The following is a 17,716-nucleotide window of genomic DNA, read 5'->3' as shown; positions in this document are numbered from 1 at the left end:
CGCGCCGGGGCCGGCCCGGCGGCCTCAGCGCCGCGCGGTGACCGACGCGGGGTCGAACCGGTGGCCCAGCCCCGTGACGGCCCAGCCGGCGGCCTCCCACACGGCGGTGTCCAGCACGTTGCGGCCGTCGATCAGCAGCCGGTCGGCGACCTTGCCGCCCACGGCGTCCGGGTCCATCTCCCGGAACTCCTGCCACTCGGTCAGCAGGAGCGTCAGCTCGGCGCCCTCCACGGCCTCGTCCAGCGAGCCGACGTAGTCCAGGCGCGGGAAGCGGGCGGCCGCGTTGGCGCTGCCCTCGGGGTCGTACACCCGCACGTCCGTGCCGGCCGAGTAGAGGCGCGCGGCGACGTCGAGTGCGGGGGAGTCGCGCACGTCGTCGGAGTCCGGCTTGAAGGTCACGCCGAGCACCGCGATCCGGGCGCCGTGCAGGACCTCCTCGCCCGAGCCCGTCGTCGTGCCGCCGTACGGGCCGGCCGCCGCCTCGTGGCCGCGGGCCGCGGAGAGCATCTCCACCGCCAGGTCCACCACGCGCTCTCGGCGGCGCAGGTTGATGTCGTCCACCTCGGCGAGGAAGCGCATGGTGCGGTCCAGGCCGAGCTCGGAGACGCGGGCCTGCAGCGCGCGGATGTCCTTGGGCAGGCAGCCGCCGCCGAAGCCCACGCCGGCGTTCAGGAATCGGCGGCCGATGCGGGCGTCGTGGCCGATCGCATCCGCAAGCGTGCGGATGTCCCCGCCCACGGTCTCCGTGATCTCGGAGAACGCGTTGATGAAGGAGATCTTCGTGGCCAGGAACGCGTTCGCGGCGACCTTGACGAGCTCCGCGGTCTCCAGGTCCGTGGAGACCCACGGTGTCTCCGCGGCCAGCTGCCGCGCGTAGACGCGGCGCAGGATCGGCTCGGCGCGCGGACCGGAGGTGCCGATCACGAGGCGGTCCGGGGTGAGCGTGTCCTGCACGGCGAAGCCCTCGCGCAGGAACTCGGGGTTCCAGGCGAGCTCGACGTCGCCCGGCAGGCCGGCCGCGGCGCGCACCTCGGCGACGAGGCCGGTCAGGCGCCGCGCGGTGCCCACGGGCACGGTGGACTTGCCCACGATCAGGGCGTCCCGGTCGATCGCCTGGGCGAGCGAGGTCACCGCGGCGTCCACATAGGTGAGGTCGGCGGCGGACGAGCCCGCCTGCTGCGGGGTGCCGACGCCGATGAAGTGCACGTCCGCCCAGCGCGCGGCCTCCTCGACGTCCGTGGTGAACCGCAGGCGGCCGGACTCCACGTGCGTGCGCAGCAGCTCCGGCAGGCCGGGCTCGTGGAACGGCACCTCGCCGCGGGCCAGCCGCTCGATCTTGGCCGGGTCCACGTCCACGCCCAGGACCTCGAAGCCGAGCTCGGCCATGCACGCCGCGTGCGTGGCGCCGAGATAGCCGGTGCCGATCACGGACAGACGCGGGCTCGCCGGCCGGCCGACCTCGTCCTCCCGTCCGGTCTCGACGGGGCTCGCGGGGGAGGTGCTCGGCTGCGTCACTTCGGACTCCTTGCGGGTGGGGCGGGCGGGGGGCGGGCGGGCGACGGACGCCCCAAGGCTAAGCCGGACGCGTGAACACGCGCCGAACGCGGCGCGGACGCGGGGTGTTCCCGCGGTGGTCGCGGGACGAACCGGCCGCGGCGGCGCGGACTCAGGCCTCGCCGGAGCGGATCAGCTCGGTGAGGCGTGTGGCGGCGGCGACGACGGCCTCGGCGTGCACGCGCCCCGGCTGCCGGGAGAGGCGCTCGAGGGGGCCGGAGATGGAGACGGCGGCGATCACGCGGCCACTCGGCCCGCGCACCGGCGCGGACACGGAGGCGACGCCGGGCTCCCGCTCGGCGAGCGACTGCGCCCAGCCGCGGCGGCGCACGGCCGCCAGGACGGTGGGAGTGAAGACGGCCCCGGCGAGGCCCTCGACGAGACGCTCGTGGTCCTCCCAGGCGAGCAGCACCTGTGCCGCGGATCCGGCCTTCATGGACATGCGGGCGCCCACCGGGATGGTGTCCCGCAGGCCCCACGGTCGCTCGGCCGAGGCCACGCACACGCGCGAGTCGGCCTGGCGGCGGAACACCTGCGCGGACTCGCCCGTGGCGTCCCGCAGCCACAGCAGGACGGGCCCGGAGGCCGTGGTCAGCCGGTCCTCGCCCGCGGCGGAGGCCAGCTCGGCCAGGCGGGAGCCGAGCACGTAGCGGCCCTGCAGGTCCTTGCCCACGAGGCGGTGGTGAGCGAGCGCCGCCGCGAGGCGGTGCAGTGTGGGACGGGCGATGCCCGTGGCGGCCACGAGCTGGGCGAGGGTGGCCGGGCCGGACTCGAGCGCGTCCAGGATGGCCACGGACTTGTCCACCACGCCCACGCCGCTCGGGTGGCGGTGCAGCGCGGGTCCCAGGGCGTCGTTGCCCCGGGGGTCAGGAGAGTCGGGGAGGGTCATGTCGCGATCATAGCGTCTTGCAATGTGAGACGTTGCGGTTCGCGGGTCGAGATCCCCGGGGGCGGGGCGGCACAGTGGGACGACGACGCCGGGCCGCACCGCGGGGGCCCGCGGAGGACGAGGCGACCGCGGCACGACGAGGAGGACGATCCATGGGTCCCACGACGCATCCGCGCACGCTGGCCGAGAAGGTCTGGGACGAGCACGTGGTGGTCCGCGGCGAGGGCGAGGGGGCCTCCCGTGCGCCAGACCTGCTGTACATCGACCTCCACCTGCTGCACGAGGTGACGAGCCCCCAGGCATTCGAGGGGCTGCGCCTGGCCGGCCGGTCCGTGCATCGCCCGGACCTGACGATCGCGACCGAGGACCACAACACCCCCACCCTCGAGATCGACCGGCCCATCGCCGACCCCGTCTCCCGCCTCCAGATCGAGACGCTGCGCTCCAACGCCGCCGAGTTCGGCATCCGCCTCCACTCCCTCGGGGACGTGGAGCAGGGGATCGTGCACGTGGTGGGCCCGCAGCTCGGCCTCAGCCAGCCCGGCCTGACCGTGGTGTGCGGCGACTCCCACACCTCCACCCACGGCGCGTTCGGCGCCCTCGCGTTCGGCATCGGCACCTCCGAGGTGGAGCACGTCCTCGCCACGCAGACCCTGCCGCTCAAGCCCTTCAAGACGATGGCGATCACGGTGGACGGCACCCTGCGCCCGGGCGTCACGGCCAAGGACATCGTCCTCGCCGTCATCGCGAAGATCGGCACGGGCGGCGGCCAGGGCTACGTGCTGGAGTACCGCGGCGAGGCCATCCGTGCTCTCTCCATGGAGGGCCGCATGACCATCTGCAACATGTCCATCGAGGCCGGCGCCCGCGCCGGCATGGTGGCCCCGGACGACACCACGTTCGAGTACCTGAAGGGGCGTCCGCACGCGCCGGTCGGCGAGGACTGGGACGCCGCCGTCGCGCACTGGCGCACGCTGGCCACGGACGAGGGCGCACGGTTCGACGCCGAGGTGGTCCTGGACGCGGACACGCTCGAGCCGTTCGTCACGTGGGGCACCAACCCCGGCCAGGGGATCAGCCTCAACGACGCCGTCCCCGCGCCGGAGGACTTCGCCGACCCCGCCGCCCAGGAGGCGGCCCGCAAGGCGCTGCGCTACATGGACCTCGCTCCCGGCACCCCCATGAAGGACGTGGCGGTGGACACGGTGTTCATGGGCTCGTGCACCAACTCCCGCATCGAGGACCTGCGCACCTTCGCGGAGATCGTGAAGGGCCGCACCAAGCCCGAGGGGCTGCGCGTCATGGTGGTCCCCGGCTCCGCGCGGGTGCGCCTGCAGGCCATGGAGGAGGGTCTGGACCGCGTGATCCAGGACTTCGGCGCCGAGTGGCGCTTCGCCGGCTGCTCGATGTGCTTGGGCATGAACCCGGACCAGCTCGCGCCGGGGGAGCGCTGCGCCTCCACCTCGAACCGCAACTTCGAGGGCCGCCAGGGCAAGGGCGGGCGCACCCACCTGGTCTCGCCCGTGGTGGCCGCCGCCACCGCCGTCCTCGGGCGCCTCGCGAGCCCGTCCGACCTGCCCGCCCTCACCGTCCAGGAGGCCTGAGCCATGGAGAAGTTCACCACCCACACCGGCATCGGCGTCCCGCTGCGCGCCTCCAACGTGGACACGGACCAGATCATCCCCGCCGTGTACCTCAAGCGGATCTCGCGCACGGGCTTCGAGGACGCCCTGTTCGCCGGCTGGCGCCAGGACCCGGAGTTCATCCTCAACACGGAGCCCTACAGCGCCGGCTCGGTGCTCGTGACCGGCGCGGACTTCGGCACGGGCTCCTCCCGTGAGCACGCCGTGTGGGCGCTCAAGGACTACGGCTTCAAGGCCGTGCTCTCCCCGCGCTTCGCGGACATCTTCCGCGGCAACTCCGCCAAGCAGGGCCTCGTGGCCGCCCAGGTGGAGCAGGCGGACATCGAGCGGATCTGGAAGGAGCTCGAGAACGAGCCGGGAGCGGCCGTGACCGTGGACCTCGAGCGCCGCACGGTGGAGTGCCGCGGCTTCAGCACCACCTTCCAGATCGACGACGACGCCCGGCGTCGTCTGCTCGCGGGGATCGACGACATCGGCGCCACCCTCGGCCACCGGGAGGCGATCGACGCCTACGAGGCGGCCCGCCCCGCCTGGAAGCCCACCACCCTGCCCGCGCGCACCGCCGCCGACTGACGCGCGCGCCGGTGCGGCGTCGGCGTGGCCGACGGCACAGGCGCCCAGCGGTCCGCCGCGCGGCGGGGCGTTGCGGCCGCGGCCCCCCCAGCCCCTATGCTGGGTGCGATTCCGGGGCCGAGCGCGTGCAGCGCGGCCGGTGCCCGAACCCGCACGCCTCCGCTTCCCCCGGGGCGTCGCCGAGACCGTGGCCCGAGCGTCACGTTGAGGAAGGACACGAGAATGGCGAAGCTGCTGACGATCCACGGCGGAAAGCCGCTCACGGGCGAGGTCACGGTGCGCGGCGCCAAGAACCTCGTCCCGAAGGCCATGGTGGCCGCTCTGCTGGGCAACACGCCCTCCACGCTGCGCAGCGTCCCGGAGATCAAGGACGTGGACGTGGTCAGCTCCCTCCTCGAGATCCACGGCGTCACCGTGGACTGGGACAAGGAGTCGGGCTCCATCACCATGGATCCGGCCGGCGTGAAGTCCGCCCTCACCGCGGAGATCGACGCCCACGCGGGCGACTCGCGCATCCCGATCCTCTTCTGCGGCCCGCTGATGCACGCGATCGGCGAGGCCTTCATCCCCGACCTGGGCGGCTGCAAGATCGGCGACCGCCCGATCGACTACCACCTCGAGGTGCTGCGCAACTTCGGTGCGGTGGTGGACAAGCGCCCGGGCGGCATCTCCATCTCCGCCCCCAAGGGGCTGCACGGTGCGAAGCTCGAGCTGCCCTACCCCTCCGTGGGCGCGACGGAGCAGGTGCTGCTCACCGCCGTGAAGGCGGAGGGCATCACCGAGCTCAAGGGCGCCGCGGTGGAGCCGGAGATCCACAACCTCATCGACGTCCTCCAGAAGATGGGCGCGATCATCACGGTGCAGACGGACCGCACCATCCGCATCGAGGGCGTCGCCGAGATGCGCGGGTACAACCACGTCGCCCTGCCGGACCGCAACGAGTCCGCCTCGTGGGCCTCCGCAGCCCTGGCGACGCGCGGCGACATCTTCGTGCGCGGCGCCGCGCAGAGCGACCTCACGGCGTTCCTCAACACGTACCGCAAGATCGGCGGCGAGTTCGACGTCACCGACGACGGCATCCGCTTCTGGCACGCCGGCGGCGACCTCAACCCGCTCGTGCTGGAGACGGACGTGCACCCCGGCTTCATGACCGACTGGCAGCAGCCGCTCGTGGTGGCTCTGACCCAGGCCACGGGCGTCTCGATCGTCCACGAGACCGTGTACGAGAACCGCTTCGGCTTCACCGACGCGCTCGTGCGCATGGGCGCCTCCATCCAGCTGCACCGCGAGTGCCTGGGCTCCGTGCCGTGCCGCTTCGGCCAGCGCAACTTCCTGCACTCCGCCGTGATCTCCGGCCCCACGCCCCTGCACGGCGTGGACTTCGACATCCCTGACCTGCGCGGCGGCTTCTCCCACCTCATCGCCGCGCTCGCGGCCGAGGGCACCTCCACCGCCACGGGCCTGGAGATCATCAACCGCGGCTACGAGCACTTCATGGACAAGCTCCAGGGGCTCGGCGCCGACGTCGAGCTGGCCGAGACCGATCGATGACGTCCGTGGGCCCCGCGAACGCGACCCCTGGGTCGGCCGCCCCCGCCCGGGCGGAGCGACGGGGCTACGTGGTCCCGGCCGCGCTCGTCCGGCCGCTCATGCGCTCCCTCGTGCGCCAGCGCTGGGAGCACACGGACCGGATCCCGCGCACCGGAGCGATCCTCGCGGTGAACCACATCTCGGAGATCGACCCGCTCTCCGTGGCCCACATGGTCTACAACCAGGGCCTGCTGCCCACCATCATGGCGAAGGCCGAGCTGTGGAAGGTCCCGGGACTGAAGCAGATGCTCCAGTCCACCCGCATGATCCCCGTGGACCGCTCCCGCGACGGCGGCCGCTCGCTCGAGGCGGCCCGGGCCGCCCTCGCCGCCGGCCGCGTGATCGTGGTGTACCCCGAGGGCACGGTGACCCACGACCCCGACGGCTGGCCCATGGCGGCCCGCACCGGCGCCGTCCGCCTGGCCCTGCAGACCGGCGCGCCGCTCGTCCCCGTGGGCCAGTGGGGCATCCAGGAGCTGCTGCCGTACCCGACCCACGCCCTGAAGCCCTTCCCGCGCAAGACCGCGCGCATGGTCGTGGGCGAGCCCGTGGACCTGGACGACCTCCGGGACGTCCCCCTCACGGCCACCGTCCTGCGCACCGGCACCGATCGGATGATGGACGCCGTCACGGACCTCGTGGCGCAGCTGCGCGGCGAGCCCGCCCCGGAGGGCCGGTGGAACCCGAAGACCGGACGCCGGGAGCCTCGAGCGTGACGCACGCGAGTCCACAGGGCCCGCGCCCCGCCGGAGACCCCGCCGTCGTCGCCGTGCTGGGCGCCGGCAGCTGGGGCACCGCCTTCGCCCGCGTGCTGGGCACCAGCACGAGCCCCGAGGGGGCCCGCGCCCGCGAGGTGGTGGTCTGGTCGCGCCGCGCCGAGGTGGCCGAGGCCGTCAACCGCGACCACGCCAACCCGGAGTACCTGCCGGGGATCGAGCTGCCCGCGTGCGTGCGCGCCGTCACCGACGCCCGCGAGGCCGTCTCCGGCGCCGGCGTCGTGGTGGTCGCGGTGCCCGCACAGAGCGTGCGCGCCACCCTCGAGTCCGTGGCGGACGCGATCGCGCCGGACGCCGTCGTCGTCTCGCTCGTGAAGGGCCTCGAACGCGGCACGGATGCGCGCCCCTCCCAGGTGTGCGCCGACGTCCTGGGTCTGGCCGCCGACCGCTTCGCCGTGGTCTCCGGGCCCAACCTGGCCCTCGAGATCGCGCGCGGGGAGCCCACCGCCACCGTGGTCGCCTCGACGTCGGCGGCGACCGCCGAGCGCGTGGCCGCGCTCACCGCGGGCCGCACCTTCCGCCCCTACACCAACACGGACGTCGTGGGCGTGGAGATCGGCGGGATCGTGAAGAACGTGATCGCCCTCGCCGTGGGCATCTGCGACGGCCAGGGCCTGGGGGACAACTCGAAGGCCTCGATCATCACGCGCGGCCTGGCCGAGACCACCCGCCTGGCCGTGCGCCTGGGCGGCGACGCCGGCACCCTCGCCGGACTCGCGGGCCTGGGCGACCTCGTGGCCACGTGCGCCTCTCCGCTCTCGCGCAACCGCAGCGCCGGACGTCTGCTCGGCACCGGCATGGGCGTGGACGAGGCCGTGGCCGCCATGAAGCAGACCGCGGAGGGCCTGAAGTCCGTGTCCGCGATCGTCCACGTGGCCCGCGCGCACGGCGTGGAGATGCCCATCAGCGAGGCCATGGACCGGGTCGTCGCCGGCTCCGTGGACGTGCACCACCTGGCCGGCCTCCTGCTCGGCCGGGACCTGAAGTCGGAAGGACGCACCGCATGACCGCCACCCCCGAGGCCGCCCCGGCCGCCACCGTCCACGATGCCTCCGCCGCGGGCGGGCCCGCCGGCCGCCGCCCGCGCGTGCTCCTGCTGTTCGGCGGCCGCTCGAGCGAGCACCCCATCAGCTGCGTCACCGCCGCCGGTGTGCTGCACGCGGCGGACCCCGCGCGCTGGGACGTGGTGCCCGTGGGCGTCGCGCGCTCTGGCCTGTGGTCCCACGGCGAGGTGGACGTCGCGGGGTTCCGCCTCGACGCGGGCGAGCTCCCGGAGGTCCCCGAGCCGCAGCGCCCGGTGAGCGTGCGCACGCGCGCGGACGGCGCCGTCGAGCTCGTGGCCGAGGACGGCGCCTCCCTCGGCCCGGTGGACGTGGTGTTCCCCCTGCTGCACGGCCCGTTCGGCGAGGACGGGACGCTGCAGGGCATGTTCGAGTCCCTGGGCCTGCCCTACGTGGGCTGCGGCGTGCTCGCCTCCGCCGTCGGCATGGACAAGCACTACATGAAGGTGGCCTTCCAGGCCGCCGGCCTCGAGGTGGGGCCGTGGGAGACCATCACGGACCGCCAGTGGGCGCGGGACCCCGAGGCCGCGCTCGAGCGCGCCGGCCGCCTCGCGCACCCGCTCTTCGTCAAGCCCGCCCGCGGCGGCTCCTCGTTCGGCATCACCCGCGTGGCCGAGGGCGAGGACCTGCGCGCCGCGATCGAGGAGGCGCGCCGCTACGACCCCAAGGTCGTGGTGGAGGCCGGCATCCTGGGCCGGGAGATCGAGTGCGCCGTCCTGGACGGCCACGGCACGGAGGCCCCGCGCGCCTCCCTGCCCGGGGAGATCGTGGTGAAGGGCTCCGAGGCCGGCCACCAGTTCTACGACTTCGAGGCGAAGTACCAGGACCGCGAGGCCGCGCAGCTCTCCTGCCCGGCCGAGCTGCCCGAGGAGCAGATCGCGCGCCTGCGCGAGCTCGCCGTCACCGCCTTCGAGGCCGTGGACGGCTCCGGCCTGGGCCGCTGCGACTTCTTCCACACCCCGGACGGGCGCTGGGTCGTCAACGAGATCAACACGATGCCCGGCTTCACCCCGATCAGCATGTACCCCGCGATGTGGGAGCGCACGGGCCTGCCCTACGCCGAGCTCATCTCGGAGCTGCTGGACCTCGCGCTCGAGCGCGGCACCGGCCTGCACTGAGCCGGGCCGCGCCGCGCGGCGGGCGGCCTCAGCCCACGGGCGTCGCGTCCTCCAGGTTCACGCACGCGCGCTCGGCGGGGATGCGGGCCACGGCGGAGGACAGGCCGGTCATCACCGAGTCCGAGCTCGCCCGGTCCTTCGCGAAGAGCACCTCGACGGCGGGCGTGCGGCCGTACGTGGTGAGGCGCCAGTTCGCGTCCTCGTCCCGCACCACCCAGTCGACCTCGTCCACGCGCAGGCACGGGTCCGTGGTGGGGCCGGGGGAGGGCACGCCGCAGCGCAGCACGACGGCCGCCGGGTCACCCCACACGGCGGTGGCCTGGCTGTCCGTGGGGCGCAACGGGAGGTCGGCCAGCTCGTCCGGCATGGCGATCATGGCGGGGGCGCACGCGGGGTCCGCGGCGTCGGGGGCGGCCTCCACGGTGGCCGTGCGGCCGGAGCACGCGGTGGTGGCCAGGGCGACGGCGGCCAGCAGGGCGGACAGGCGGACCGGAGCGGGGACGCGGGACGGCATCCTCCCAGGATAGGGGGCGGGCCCTGTCGCGTCGCCCCGGTGGCCTAGCATGGACGGGATCGACCCGCCGACCCGCGCGCCGCGTCCGGCGCCCCCGCACAGCAGGAGTACACGCCGTGAACAGCGCCCCCGCCTCCGCACCGGACGAGACCCCGCACCGCGCGCCGCGCCGCCGCCGGCCCGTGCTGCTCATCGTCCTGGCCGTCCTCCTGGCCGCCCTGCTGGCCCTCGGCGTCACCGCCGCCGTGTACCTCTCCGGTCTGGCCCGCTCGGTGGACGAGGACACCCAGCGCTTCGACGGCGGCGCGTTCCCCGCGGAGTCGCTGCGTCCGGCTGAGCCCGGGAAGGACGGCGCGGGATCGGACGGCGACGGGAGCGGCGGGAACGACGGCAAGGGCGCGGCCGCCGGCAACGCCGCTCCCGGCGTGTGGACCCCCACCGCCCCGCCGCCCGGCGTGGACCCGACGATGGCCGAGGCCGCCGCCCAGGGCCCCGAGGCCCCCTCCGCGGACGAGAAGGCGGACGGCGCCGCCGTCGACTTCCTCCTCGTGGGCGAGGACGCCGGCGCGGAGGGCCGCGGCGAGACCGGCCGCTCCGACACGATGATGTGGGTCCACGTGCCCGGCGACCGCAGCCGCGTGGACGTCATGTCCGTCATGCGCGACCTCTGGGTGCCGATCCCCGGCCAGGGCGACCGCAAGGTCAACGCCGCCTACTCGCTCGGCGGGATCCCGTTGACCGTGAGCACCGTGGAGAACATGTTCCAGGCGCGCGTGGACCATGTGGTGGCGGTGGACCTGGCCGGCTTCCAGGGCCTCGTGGACGCCCTCGGCGGCGTGACCGTGCAGAACCCCACCGCGTTCACCTCCACCGGCGGCGTGGACTTCCCGGCGGGGACGGTGCAGATGGACGGGGCGAAGGCCCTGGTCTACGCCCGTGAGCGCTACACCCTGCCGCGCGGCGACTACGACCGCGTGGAGAACCAGCAGCGCCTCGTCAAGGCGATCATGGCCGAGTTCCTCTCCATGGACACCCTCTCGGACCCGGGCCGCGTGCAGCAGTCCGTGGAGCGCTTCGCCCCCTACCTGACCCTGGACGACTCCCTGGACTCGGGCGCCCTCGCCTCCCTCGCGTGGTCCCTGCGCGACGCACGGGACGCCCCGATCGTCACGAGCACCGTGCCCACGCTGGGCGTCGGCACGGCGGGGGACAACCAGTCCGTCGTGTGGCCCGACTGGGCCGGCATCCGCGCGATCGGCAAGGGCATCCGCACGGGCGGCCTCGGCGAGGTCGTCGGGCAGTGAGCACCCCGAGCGGGCCGACGTCCGTGGAGCGCTGGCTGGTCCTCGCCGAGGACCTGGTCGGCCGTGCCGCGCCCCGCCTCAACGCCCTGAACGTCTTCCCGGTGCCGGACGCTGACACGGGGTCGAACATGCTCGCGACCCTGCGAGCCGCCCGCGCGGCCGCGGAGTCGGCGGAGACCGCTGACGTCGGGGCGGTCATGGCGCGGGTGGGCCGGGCCGCCCTGGACGCGGCGCACGGCAACTCGGGGACGCTCCTCGCCGTCGCCCTGGCCGGCGCGTCCGGGCCGCTGCGCGGCCGCCGGGAGGTGCGCGTGGCGGACCTGGCCGCGGCCTTCGGCGCGGCGGACGAGGCGGCGCGCGCCGCGCTCTCCGAGCCCCAGGAGGGCACCATCCTCACCGTGCTCACCGCGGCGGCCGAGAGCCTGGAGCGATCGGCGGCCGAGGCGCCGTCGGGCACCGGGGAGGACTCCCGGCTGGCGGACGCCGTCACCGCGATGGTGGCGGGCAGCCTGCGAGCGGTGGAGGGGACGGAGGCGCTCCTGCCCACGCTCGCGGACGCCCACGTGGTGGACGCCGGCGCCGTGGGCCTGCTGTGGGTGCTCGAGGCCCTGCGCTCGGCCGTGACCGGCACCGAGGTGGACGCCGAGCTCGCCGCCGCTCTGCACGGGTACGCGGACGAGTCCCGCGAGGCCGTGGCCGCGCCCGCGGGGCACGCGGCCGGCGTCGAGGTCATGGGCACCCTCGCGCTGACCCCCCTGGACGCCGCGGAGCTGCGCCGCCGCCTGGACGCGGTGGGGGACTCGCTGATCCTCGCCCCCGTGTCCAGGGAGCTGGACGAGCAGGGGCGGGTGCCGTGGCGCGTCCACGTGCACGTGCCCCGCGCCGAGGACGCCGTGGACGTGCTGCGCGCGGCGGGCGCGCCCGCGGGCCTGTCCGTCACAGACCTGAGCGCGCCGGCCCACGCGCACCGTCACGAGGCCGACGGGCGCCATGGCCGCTGACGTCGCCGTCACGGACCTGCCCCTCACCGAGGTGCTCTCCGGCACGCTGCCCGGGCGCCTCGAGAAGGAGCTCGGGCTCCGCACCGTCGGAGAGCTGCTGGACCACACGCCGCGCCGCTGGGTCGAGCGCGGGGAGCTGACGCCGATCGCGGCGCTCCCGTGGGACTCCGAGGTCACCGTGGTGGCCGTCGTCGAGTCCGTGAGCACCCGCCAGATGCGCAGCCGCGGCGGGTTCATCGTGGACGTGACCGTGGCGGACCCCTCCGTGGCCGGCGTGCCCGGGGCGAGCCTGTCCATGGCCTTCTTCAACGGCCACGACGCGCGCCGCCGCCTGGCCCCCGGCGTCACCGCCATGTTCCAGGGGAAGACCACCGAGTACCGCGGGCGGATCACGCTCAACAACCCGGACTTCGCGCTCCTGGACGACGACGTCGCGCCCGGCGAGGTGGACGTGCGCCCCGTGCCGATCTACCGCTCCACGGGCAAGCTGCCGAGCTGGACGGTCCGCTCGGCGCTCCAACGGGTCCTCGAGACCGTGGACCTGGACCGGATCCCGGAGGTCCTGACGCCCGAGATCCGCGCGATGACCGCCGCCGACCTCGACCTGGACGCACCCCTGCCCGGCACCGCCCAGGCCTACCGGGACCTCCACGCGCCGGACGACGTGGCCGACACCGGCCCCGCCCGCACGGCCCTCGCCCTGCGCGAGGCACTCGTGGTGCAGGCCGCGCTGGCGTGGCGCCGCAGCCGGGAGCGGGCCGTCCCCGCGGTCCCGCGCCCGCCCCGCGCCGGCGGGCTGCGGGAGGCCCTCGACGCGCGCCTGCCCTTCACGCTGACCGCGGGCCAGCGGCGCGTGGGGGAGGAGCTCTCCGCCGAGCTCGCCCGCGAGAGGCCGATGAGCCGCCTGCTCCAGGGCGACGTGGGCGCGGGCAAGACCCTCGTGGCCCTGCGCGCGATGCTCCAGGTGGTGGACGCCGGCGGCCAGGCCGCACTCGTGGCCCCCACGGAGGTCCTCGCCGCCCAGCACCACCGCGCCCTGCTGCGCCTCATGGGCCCGCTGGCCGACGACGGCGCCCGCGGGCTCGGCGGCGTCGGCACCCTCGGCCTCGACGACGGCCGGGAGGGCCCCCACACGGGCGTCGTCCTCGTGACCGGGTCCCAGCGGGTCGCCGCCCGGCGCGAGGCGCTGCTCGCGCTCGCCTCGGGGGAGGCGGGGATCGCCGTCGGGACGCACGCCCTGCTCTCGGACACGGTGGGGTTCGCGGAGCTCGCGCTCGCCGTGGTGGACGAGCAGCACCGCTTCGGCGTGGACCAGCGCGAGGCCCTGCGCCGCGCCAACCCGGGCACGCACCTGCTCGTCATGTCCGCCACGCCCATCCCGCGCTCGGTGGCCATGACCGTCTTCGGCGACCTCGACCTCACCGTCCTCGAGGGCCTGCCCTCCGGCCGCCAGCCGGTCACCACGCACGTCGCGCGGATGGCGCACGGCCCGCGCGTGATCGGGCGCGTGTGGGAGCTGATCGCGGAGCACGTCGCCGCGGGGCACCAGGCCTTCGTGGTGTGCCCGCGGATCGACCCGGACGACGCGGACCCGGGCCACGCGAACGTGACGGAGATGGCCCCGCGGCTCGAGGCGCTGCCCGCGCTCGCGGCCGCCCGCCCGGGCGGGGCGCGGATCGGGGTGGTGCACGGCCGGATGGACCAGGCCGAGCAGGACGCCGCGATGCAGGCGTTCGCGCGCGGGGAGACGGACGTGCTCGTGGCCACCACCGTCGTGGAGGTGGGCGTGGACGTGCCCAACGCCACCGTCATGGCCGTGCTGGACGCGGACGACTTCGGCCTCTCCACCCTCCACCAGCTGCGCGGCCGCGTGGGCCGCGGCCCCGGCGCGTCCGTGTGCCTCCTGGCCACGCGCCTGCCGGACGGGCACGCCTCCCTGCGCCGCCTCGAGGTGCTCGAGCAGACCCAGGACGGTCTGCGGATCGCGCAGGAGGACCTGGCCCACCGCGGCGTCGGCGACGTCCTCGGGGCGCAGCAGTCCGGCCTGGCCTCCGGGCTGCGCCACGTGGACGTCATCGCGGACGCCCCGCTCATCGGCCTGGCCGCGGACGCCGTGGCGCGCATCATGGCGGCCGGCGAGGGGCTCTCCGCGCACCCGGCGCTGGCCGCCGAGGTGACCCGCTGGGAGGGCGAGCACCTCACCGCCGCCGACTACCTCGAGAAGGGCTGACCCCGTGTCCCGCATCATCGCCGGCGCCGCCGCCGGCCGCCCCCTGCGCTCCGTGCCCGGCACGGGCACCCGCCCCACGACGGACCGCACCAAGGAGGCCCTCTTCTCCTGGCTCTCCGCGCGGGACTGGACGGACGGCACCCGCGTGCTCGACCTCTACGCCGGCTCCGGCTCGCTGGGGTGCGAGGCGGCGAGCCGGGGCGCGGCGAGCGTCGTGCTCGTGGAACGGCACCGCCGCGCCGCCGAGGTGTGCCGCGCCAACGCGGCGATGGTCAACGAGGCCCTCGGGAGGACAGTGGTGAGCGTGCGCGCCTCCTCCGTCGAACAGGTGCTCGCCGTCGGCGGGGCGCAGGGCCTCGAGGACGGGGGCGAGCCCGTGGACCTCATCCTCGCCGACCCGCCCTATCCCGAGGCGGGGGAGGCGTTCCACGCCGTCCTCGCCGCCGCCGCCGCGCGGCTCAGCCCCGGCGGGCTGCTCGTGCTGGAGCGCTCCGCGCGCGACCCGGCCCCGCGGCGCCCGGCCACGCTCGAGGAGGTCGACGTGCGCGCGTACGGCGAGACCGCCCTCTACCTGTGGCAGGACGAGCGCTGAGCCCCGTGCCCCCGCTCGGCGGGCGGGGGCCCGACGGCACGCGGCCGCGCGGGAGAGGGGAGCGTCAGCCCCGGCGCAGCCGCGGCGCGGCCTCGGCGAGGCGCCGCATGCCCTCGGCCACCACGTCCTCGGACTTGCAGAACGCCAGCCGCAGCCAGGAGGCGAGGTGGGCGTCGGCCGGATCGTCCGTCGGCCGGCACAGCGCGCTCACCGGGATGCCCGCGACGCCGGCCTCGCGCACCCAGTCCCGCACGGCCGCCGAGGCGTCCGTCACGCCCCAGGGGGCCAGGTCCACCACCACGAAGTAGCCGGCGTCCGGCACCACGGGCTCCAGGCCCACGGCGCGCAGCCCTGCCACGAGGGTGTCCCGCGTGGCGCGGTACCGCTCCCGCTGCCCCACGAGGTGCGCCTCGTCCCGCGGCAGGTAGGCGGCCATGGCCGCCTGGTAGGCCGGGCCCGTGGAGAAGGTGAGGTACTGCTTCACGGCGCGCACGGCGGCCACGAGCTCGGCGGGCCCGGCCAGCCAGCCCACCTTCCACCCGGTCACGGCGAACGCCTTCCCGGCCCCGGACGCCGTCAGGGCGATCTCCCGGGCCCCGGGGATCGAGCGCAGGGAGACGTGCTCGCCCTCGAACACGAGGTGCTCGTACACCTCGTCGGAGAGGATCAGCACGCCGCGCTCCCGGCACAGCCGCACGATCTCCTCGAGCAGGGCGCGCGGGTACACGGCGCCGGTCGGATTGTGCGGGGTGTTGAGGATGAGCAGCCGGGTGCGGTCGGTCAGCGCCGCCGCGATCCGGGCCGGGTCGGGCAGGAACGCGGGCGGCTCCACGGGCACGGTCACGTGGCGGGCGCCGGCCAGGGCGACGGTCGCGGCGTGGGAGTCGTAGAACGGCTCCACCGTCACCACCTCGTCGCCGGGGCCGACGAGGGCCAGCACGGTGGCGGCGATCGCCTCCGTCACCCCGGCGGTGACCAGCAGCTCGGCGTCCGGGTCCTCCGTCACGCCCCAGTGCGCCCGCCGGTGCTCGACGACGGCGCGGCGCAGCGCCGCGTCCCCGCCGCCGGGCGCGTACTGGTTCGGGCCCGCGAGGACGGCGTCCGCGGCCAGGCGCAGCAGGTCCGCGGGGCCGTCGGCGTCGGGGAAGCCCTGCCCCAGGTTCACGGCACCGTGCTCGGCCGCGAGGGCCGTCACCGTCTCGAAGACGGTGGGCGCGGGGACGCCCCCGCGCAGCAGCCCGGTGGCCTCGGCGGCGCGGCGCCATGGTCCGGGGACGGCGGCGGGAGTCGGGCGGGGGGCCGGGGTGTCCATGGCGGCCACTGTACTTTCCGGCCGGCCGGCCCGCGGGCGGGGGCGGAGAGCGGTCCTCGCCCCCGCCGGTCCCCCGGGGTAGGTTGGGCGCATGCGCCGTGCCGTCTGCCCCGGATCCTTCGACCCGCTGCACAAGGGTCACGTCGAGGTCATCATGCGGGCCGCCAACCTCTTCGACGAGGTGATCGTGGCCGTCTCCGTGAACCCCAAGAAGACGTACCGGTTCACCGTGGACGAGCGCATCGAGATGGTCGAGGCCACGGTCTCCTCCCTGTCCGGCGTGAGCGCCCGGCCCATGGGGACCGGCCTGCTCGCCGAGTTCTGCCGCTCCGTGGGCGCGGACACCATCGTGAAGGGCCTGCGGGACGGCGCCGACCTCGCCTTCGAGGCGCCCATGGCCACGATGAACCGCCACCTCACGGGCGTGGAGACCGTGTACCTGCAGGCCGATCCGCGGTTCGCCCACCTCTCCTCCTCCCTCATCAAGGAGGTCCACGGCCTGGGCGGAGACGTCCGCGACTTCGTCCCCGCCGCCGTGCTGCGGCGCCTGAACGCCGCACCGTCCCCGTCCGCCGTCCCCGACCCGTCCAGGAGCACCCGTCCATGACCGAGCAGACCCCCACCCGCCCGCGCACGCGCAAGGCCGTCATCCCGGCCGCCGGCCTGGGCACGCGCTTCCTCCCGGCCACGAAGGCCATGCCCAAGGAGATGCTGCCGGTGGTCGACCGCCCTGCCATCGAGTACGTGGTGGCGGAGGCCCGCCGCGCGGGGCTGTGCGACGTCCTGATGATCACAGGCCGCAACAAGCGCGCCCTCGAGGACCACTTCGACCGCCACCCGGCCCTCGAGGCCACGCTCGAGCGCAAGGGAGACCAGAAGCGCATCGACCTGATCCGCGAGTCGGACCTCGTGGGGGACATCCACTACGTGCGCCAGGGCGCCGCGCTCGGCCTCGGCCACGCCGTCGGCTGTGCGCGCCGCCACGTCGGGGACCAGCCGTTCGCGGTGCTCCTGGGCGACGACCTGATCGGCGCCGACGACGACCTGCTGGTCCGCATGATCGACGCCCAGGAGCGCCTCGGCGGCTCCGTCGTCGCGCTCATGGAGGTCCCGGAGGAGGCCGTCTCCTCGTACGGCGTGGCCGCCGTCGAGGCCGTGGAGGGCACCGACGAGGTGGTGCGCGTGACCGGGCTCGTGGAGAAGCCCGCCCGCGAGGACGCCCCCTCTCGTCTCGCGGTCATCGGCCGCTACGTGCTCTCCCCGGCGGTGTTCGACGTGCTCGAGGAGACCGCTCCGGGCCGCGGCGGCGAGATCCAGCTGACGGACGCGCTGCAGACCCTCGCGGAGGGCGAGGGCGAGGGGTACGGCGTGCACGCCGTCGTCTTCGAGGGCCGCCGCTACGACACGGGGGACAAGCTGGGCTACCTCCAGGCCGTGGTGGAGCTCGGCGTGGACCACCCCGAGCTCGGCGACGACCTGCGGGCCTGGCTCAAGGGGTTCGCCGCCGGACTCTGAGGCGCGCCGCCCGTGCGCCGCTTTGGCGTGGAACGGGGCAGCCG

16 protein-coding genes are annotated in these 17,716 nt (G+C 75.3%); 12 read left to right on the top strand and 4 right to left on the bottom strand.

Annotated elements, in window-relative coordinates; translation table 11 throughout:
• Positions 1-24: 24 nt before the first annotated feature.
• Together KZX60_RS00710 and KZX60_RS00705 are read right to left on the bottom strand one after the other, a co-directional pair.
• Positions 25-1,428 carry a UDP-glucose/GDP-mannose dehydrogenase family protein gene (locus tag KZX60_RS00710; protein ID WP_348983730.1) on the bottom strand — a complete coding sequence of 468 codons (1,404 nt, stop codon included), beginning with the start codon at positions 1,426-1,428 and terminating at the stop codon, positions 25-27.
• A gap of 238 nt (positions 1,429-1,666) precedes the next feature.
• Positions 1,667-2,443 carry an IclR family transcriptional regulator gene (locus tag KZX60_RS00705; RefSeq protein WP_248115117.1) on the bottom strand — a complete coding sequence of 259 codons (777 nt, stop codon included), beginning with the start codon at positions 2,441-2,443 and terminating at the stop codon, positions 1,667-1,669.
• A gap of 152 nt (positions 2,444-2,595) precedes the next feature.
• Between KZX60_RS00705 and leuC the strand changes: the two genes are divergently transcribed.
• From leuC to KZX60_RS00675, 6 genes are all read left to right on the top strand, one after another.
• On the top strand, positions 2,596-4,047 hold the full coding sequence (gene leuC, locus KZX60_RS00700) for a 3-isopropylmalate dehydratase large subunit (RefSeq protein WP_248115116.1): 1,452 nt from the start codon (positions 2,596-2,598) through the stop codon (positions 4,045-4,047).
• Positions 4,048-4,050: 3 nt separating this feature from the next.
• Positions 4,051-4,659 carry a 3-isopropylmalate dehydratase small subunit gene (gene leuD / locus KZX60_RS00695; protein WP_248115115.1) on the top strand — a complete coding sequence of 203 codons (609 nt, stop codon included), beginning with the start codon at positions 4,051-4,053 and terminating at the stop codon, positions 4,657-4,659.
• 222 nt (positions 4,660-4,881) lie between these two features.
• Positions 4,882-6,210, top strand: a complete 1,329-nt coding sequence (murA, locus tag KZX60_RS00690; protein ID WP_248115114.1) for a UDP-N-acetylglucosamine 1-carboxyvinyltransferase — start codon at positions 4,882-4,884, stop codon at positions 6,208-6,210.
• A gap of 5 nt (positions 6,211-6,215) precedes the next feature.
• On the top strand, positions 6,216-6,965 hold the full coding sequence (locus KZX60_RS00685; RefSeq protein ID WP_248115113.1) for a lysophospholipid acyltransferase family protein: 750 nt from the start codon (positions 6,216-6,218) through the stop codon (positions 6,963-6,965).
• On the top strand, positions 6,962-8,032 hold the full coding sequence (locus tag KZX60_RS00680; protein ID WP_248115112.1) for an NAD(P)H-dependent glycerol-3-phosphate dehydrogenase: 1,071 nt from the start codon (positions 6,962-6,964) through the stop codon (positions 8,030-8,032). The genes KZX60_RS00685 and KZX60_RS00680 overlap by 4 nt, the downstream gene beginning before the upstream one ends.
• On the top strand, positions 8,029-9,204 hold the full coding sequence (locus tag KZX60_RS00675) for a D-alanine--D-alanine ligase family protein (protein ID WP_248115110.1): 1,176 nt from the start codon (positions 8,029-8,031) through the stop codon (positions 9,202-9,204). Before KZX60_RS00680 ends, KZX60_RS00675 begins: the two co-directional genes overlap by 4 nt.
• Positions 9,205-9,232: 28 nt before the next feature.
• On the opposite strand, the gene KZX60_RS00670 is transcribed toward KZX60_RS00675, so the two are convergent.
• On the bottom strand, positions 9,233-9,718 hold the full coding sequence (locus tag KZX60_RS00670) for a DUF3515 family protein (protein WP_248115109.1): 486 nt from the start codon (positions 9,716-9,718) through the stop codon (positions 9,233-9,235).
• A 116-nt stretch (positions 9,719-9,834) separates the two neighbouring features.
• On the opposite strand from KZX60_RS00670, the gene KZX60_RS00665 reads away from it, so the two are divergent.
• From KZX60_RS00665 to rsmD, 4 genes are read left to right on the top strand one after another with little or no spacing between them, the layout of a single operon-like run.
• On the top strand, positions 9,835-11,022 hold the full coding sequence (locus tag KZX60_RS00665; protein ID WP_248115107.1) for an LCP family protein: 1,188 nt from the start codon (positions 9,835-9,837) through the stop codon (positions 11,020-11,022).
• A complete protein-coding gene (locus tag KZX60_RS00660) occupies positions 11,019-12,023 on the top strand; it encodes a DAK2 domain-containing protein (RefSeq protein WP_248115105.1) in 1,005 nt (334 codons plus the stop codon). The genes KZX60_RS00665 and KZX60_RS00660 overlap by 4 nt, the downstream gene beginning before the upstream one ends.
• Positions 12,013-14,253, top strand: coding sequence for an ATP-dependent DNA helicase RecG (locus KZX60_RS00655; protein WP_248115104.1), 2,241 nt, complete (start codon positions 12,013-12,015; stop codon positions 14,251-14,253). The genes KZX60_RS00660 and KZX60_RS00655 overlap by 11 nt, the downstream gene beginning before the upstream one ends.
• A gap of 4 nt (positions 14,254-14,257) precedes the next feature.
• The gene (rsmD, locus tag KZX60_RS00650; RefSeq protein WP_248115102.1) at positions 14,258-14,845 is read left to right on the top strand and encodes a 16S rRNA (guanine(966)-N(2))-methyltransferase RsmD; all 588 of its coding nucleotides are present in this window, start codon (positions 14,258-14,260) and stop codon (positions 14,843-14,845) included.
• A 64-nt stretch (positions 14,846-14,909) separates the two neighbouring features.
• Here the strand turns inward: rsmD and KZX60_RS00645 are convergent, their stop codons facing one another.
• Positions 14,910-16,157 (bottom strand): aminotransferase class I/II-fold pyridoxal phosphate-dependent enzyme, encoded by a 1,248-nt coding sequence (locus tag KZX60_RS00645; RefSeq protein ID WP_248115101.1) that lies wholly within the window; start codon positions 16,155-16,157, stop codon positions 14,910-14,912.
• A gap of 91 nt (positions 16,158-16,248) precedes the next feature.
• On the opposite strand from KZX60_RS00645, the gene coaD reads away from it, so the two are divergent.
• The gene (coaD, locus tag KZX60_RS00640; protein WP_248115099.1) at positions 16,249-16,764 is read left to right on the top strand and encodes a pantetheine-phosphate adenylyltransferase; all 516 of its coding nucleotides are present in this window, start codon (positions 16,249-16,251) and stop codon (positions 16,762-16,764) included.
• Positions 16,761-17,672 carry a UTP--glucose-1-phosphate uridylyltransferase GalU gene (galU, locus tag KZX60_RS00635; protein WP_248115098.1) on the top strand — a complete coding sequence of 304 codons (912 nt, stop codon included), beginning with the start codon at positions 16,761-16,763 and terminating at the stop codon, positions 17,670-17,672. Before coaD ends, galU begins: the two co-directional genes overlap by 4 nt.
• Positions 17,673-17,716 lie beyond the last annotated feature (44 nt).

It is taken from the genome of Micrococcus sp. EYE_212, assembly GCF_023147585.1.
Taxonomy (GTDB): domain Bacteria; phylum Actinomycetota; class Actinomycetes; order Actinomycetales; family Micrococcaceae; genus Micrococcus.
Note: the sequence above shows the minus strand (reverse complement) of the source record. Positions and strands in the feature narration are given on the sequence as shown.

What these genes read in the sequence shown, in the direction of transcription:
- KZX60_RS00645 (WP_248115101.1), bottom strand. Translation starts at nt 16,157, where the DNA reads ATGGACACCCCGGCCCCCCGCCCGACTCCCGCCGCCGTCCCCGGACCA.
- coaD (WP_248115099.1), top strand. Translation starts at nt 16,249, where the DNA reads ATGCGCCGTGCCGTCTGCCCCGGATCCTTCGACCCGCTGCACAAGGGT.
- leuD (WP_248115115.1), top strand. Translation starts at nt 4,051, where the DNA reads ATGGAGAAGTTCACCACCCACACCGGCATCGGCGTCCCGCTGCGCGCC.
- murA (WP_248115114.1), top strand. Translation starts at nt 4,882, where the DNA reads ATGGCGAAGCTGCTGACGATCCACGGCGGAAAGCCGCTCACGGGCGAG.
- KZX60_RS00655 (WP_248115104.1), top strand. Translation starts at nt 12,013, where the DNA reads ATGGCCGCTGACGTCGCCGTCACGGACCTGCCCCTCACCGAGGTGCTC.
- galU (WP_248115098.1), top strand. Translation starts at nt 16,761, where the DNA reads ATGACCGAGCAGACCCCCACCCGCCCGCGCACGCGCAAGGCCGTCATC.
- KZX60_RS00675 (WP_248115110.1), top strand. Translation starts at nt 8,029, where the DNA reads ATGACCGCCACCCCCGAGGCCGCCCCGGCCGCCACCGTCCACGATGCC.
- KZX60_RS00670 (WP_248115109.1), bottom strand. Translation starts at nt 9,718, where the DNA reads ATGCCGTCCCGCGTCCCCGCTCCGGTCCGCCTGTCCGCCCTGCTGGCC.
- leuC (WP_248115116.1), top strand. Translation starts at nt 2,596, where the DNA reads ATGGGTCCCACGACGCATCCGCGCACGCTGGCCGAGAAGGTCTGGGAC.
- KZX60_RS00705 (WP_248115117.1), bottom strand. Translation starts at nt 2,443, where the DNA reads ATGACCCTCCCCGACTCTCCTGACCCCCGGGGCAACGACGCCCTGGGA.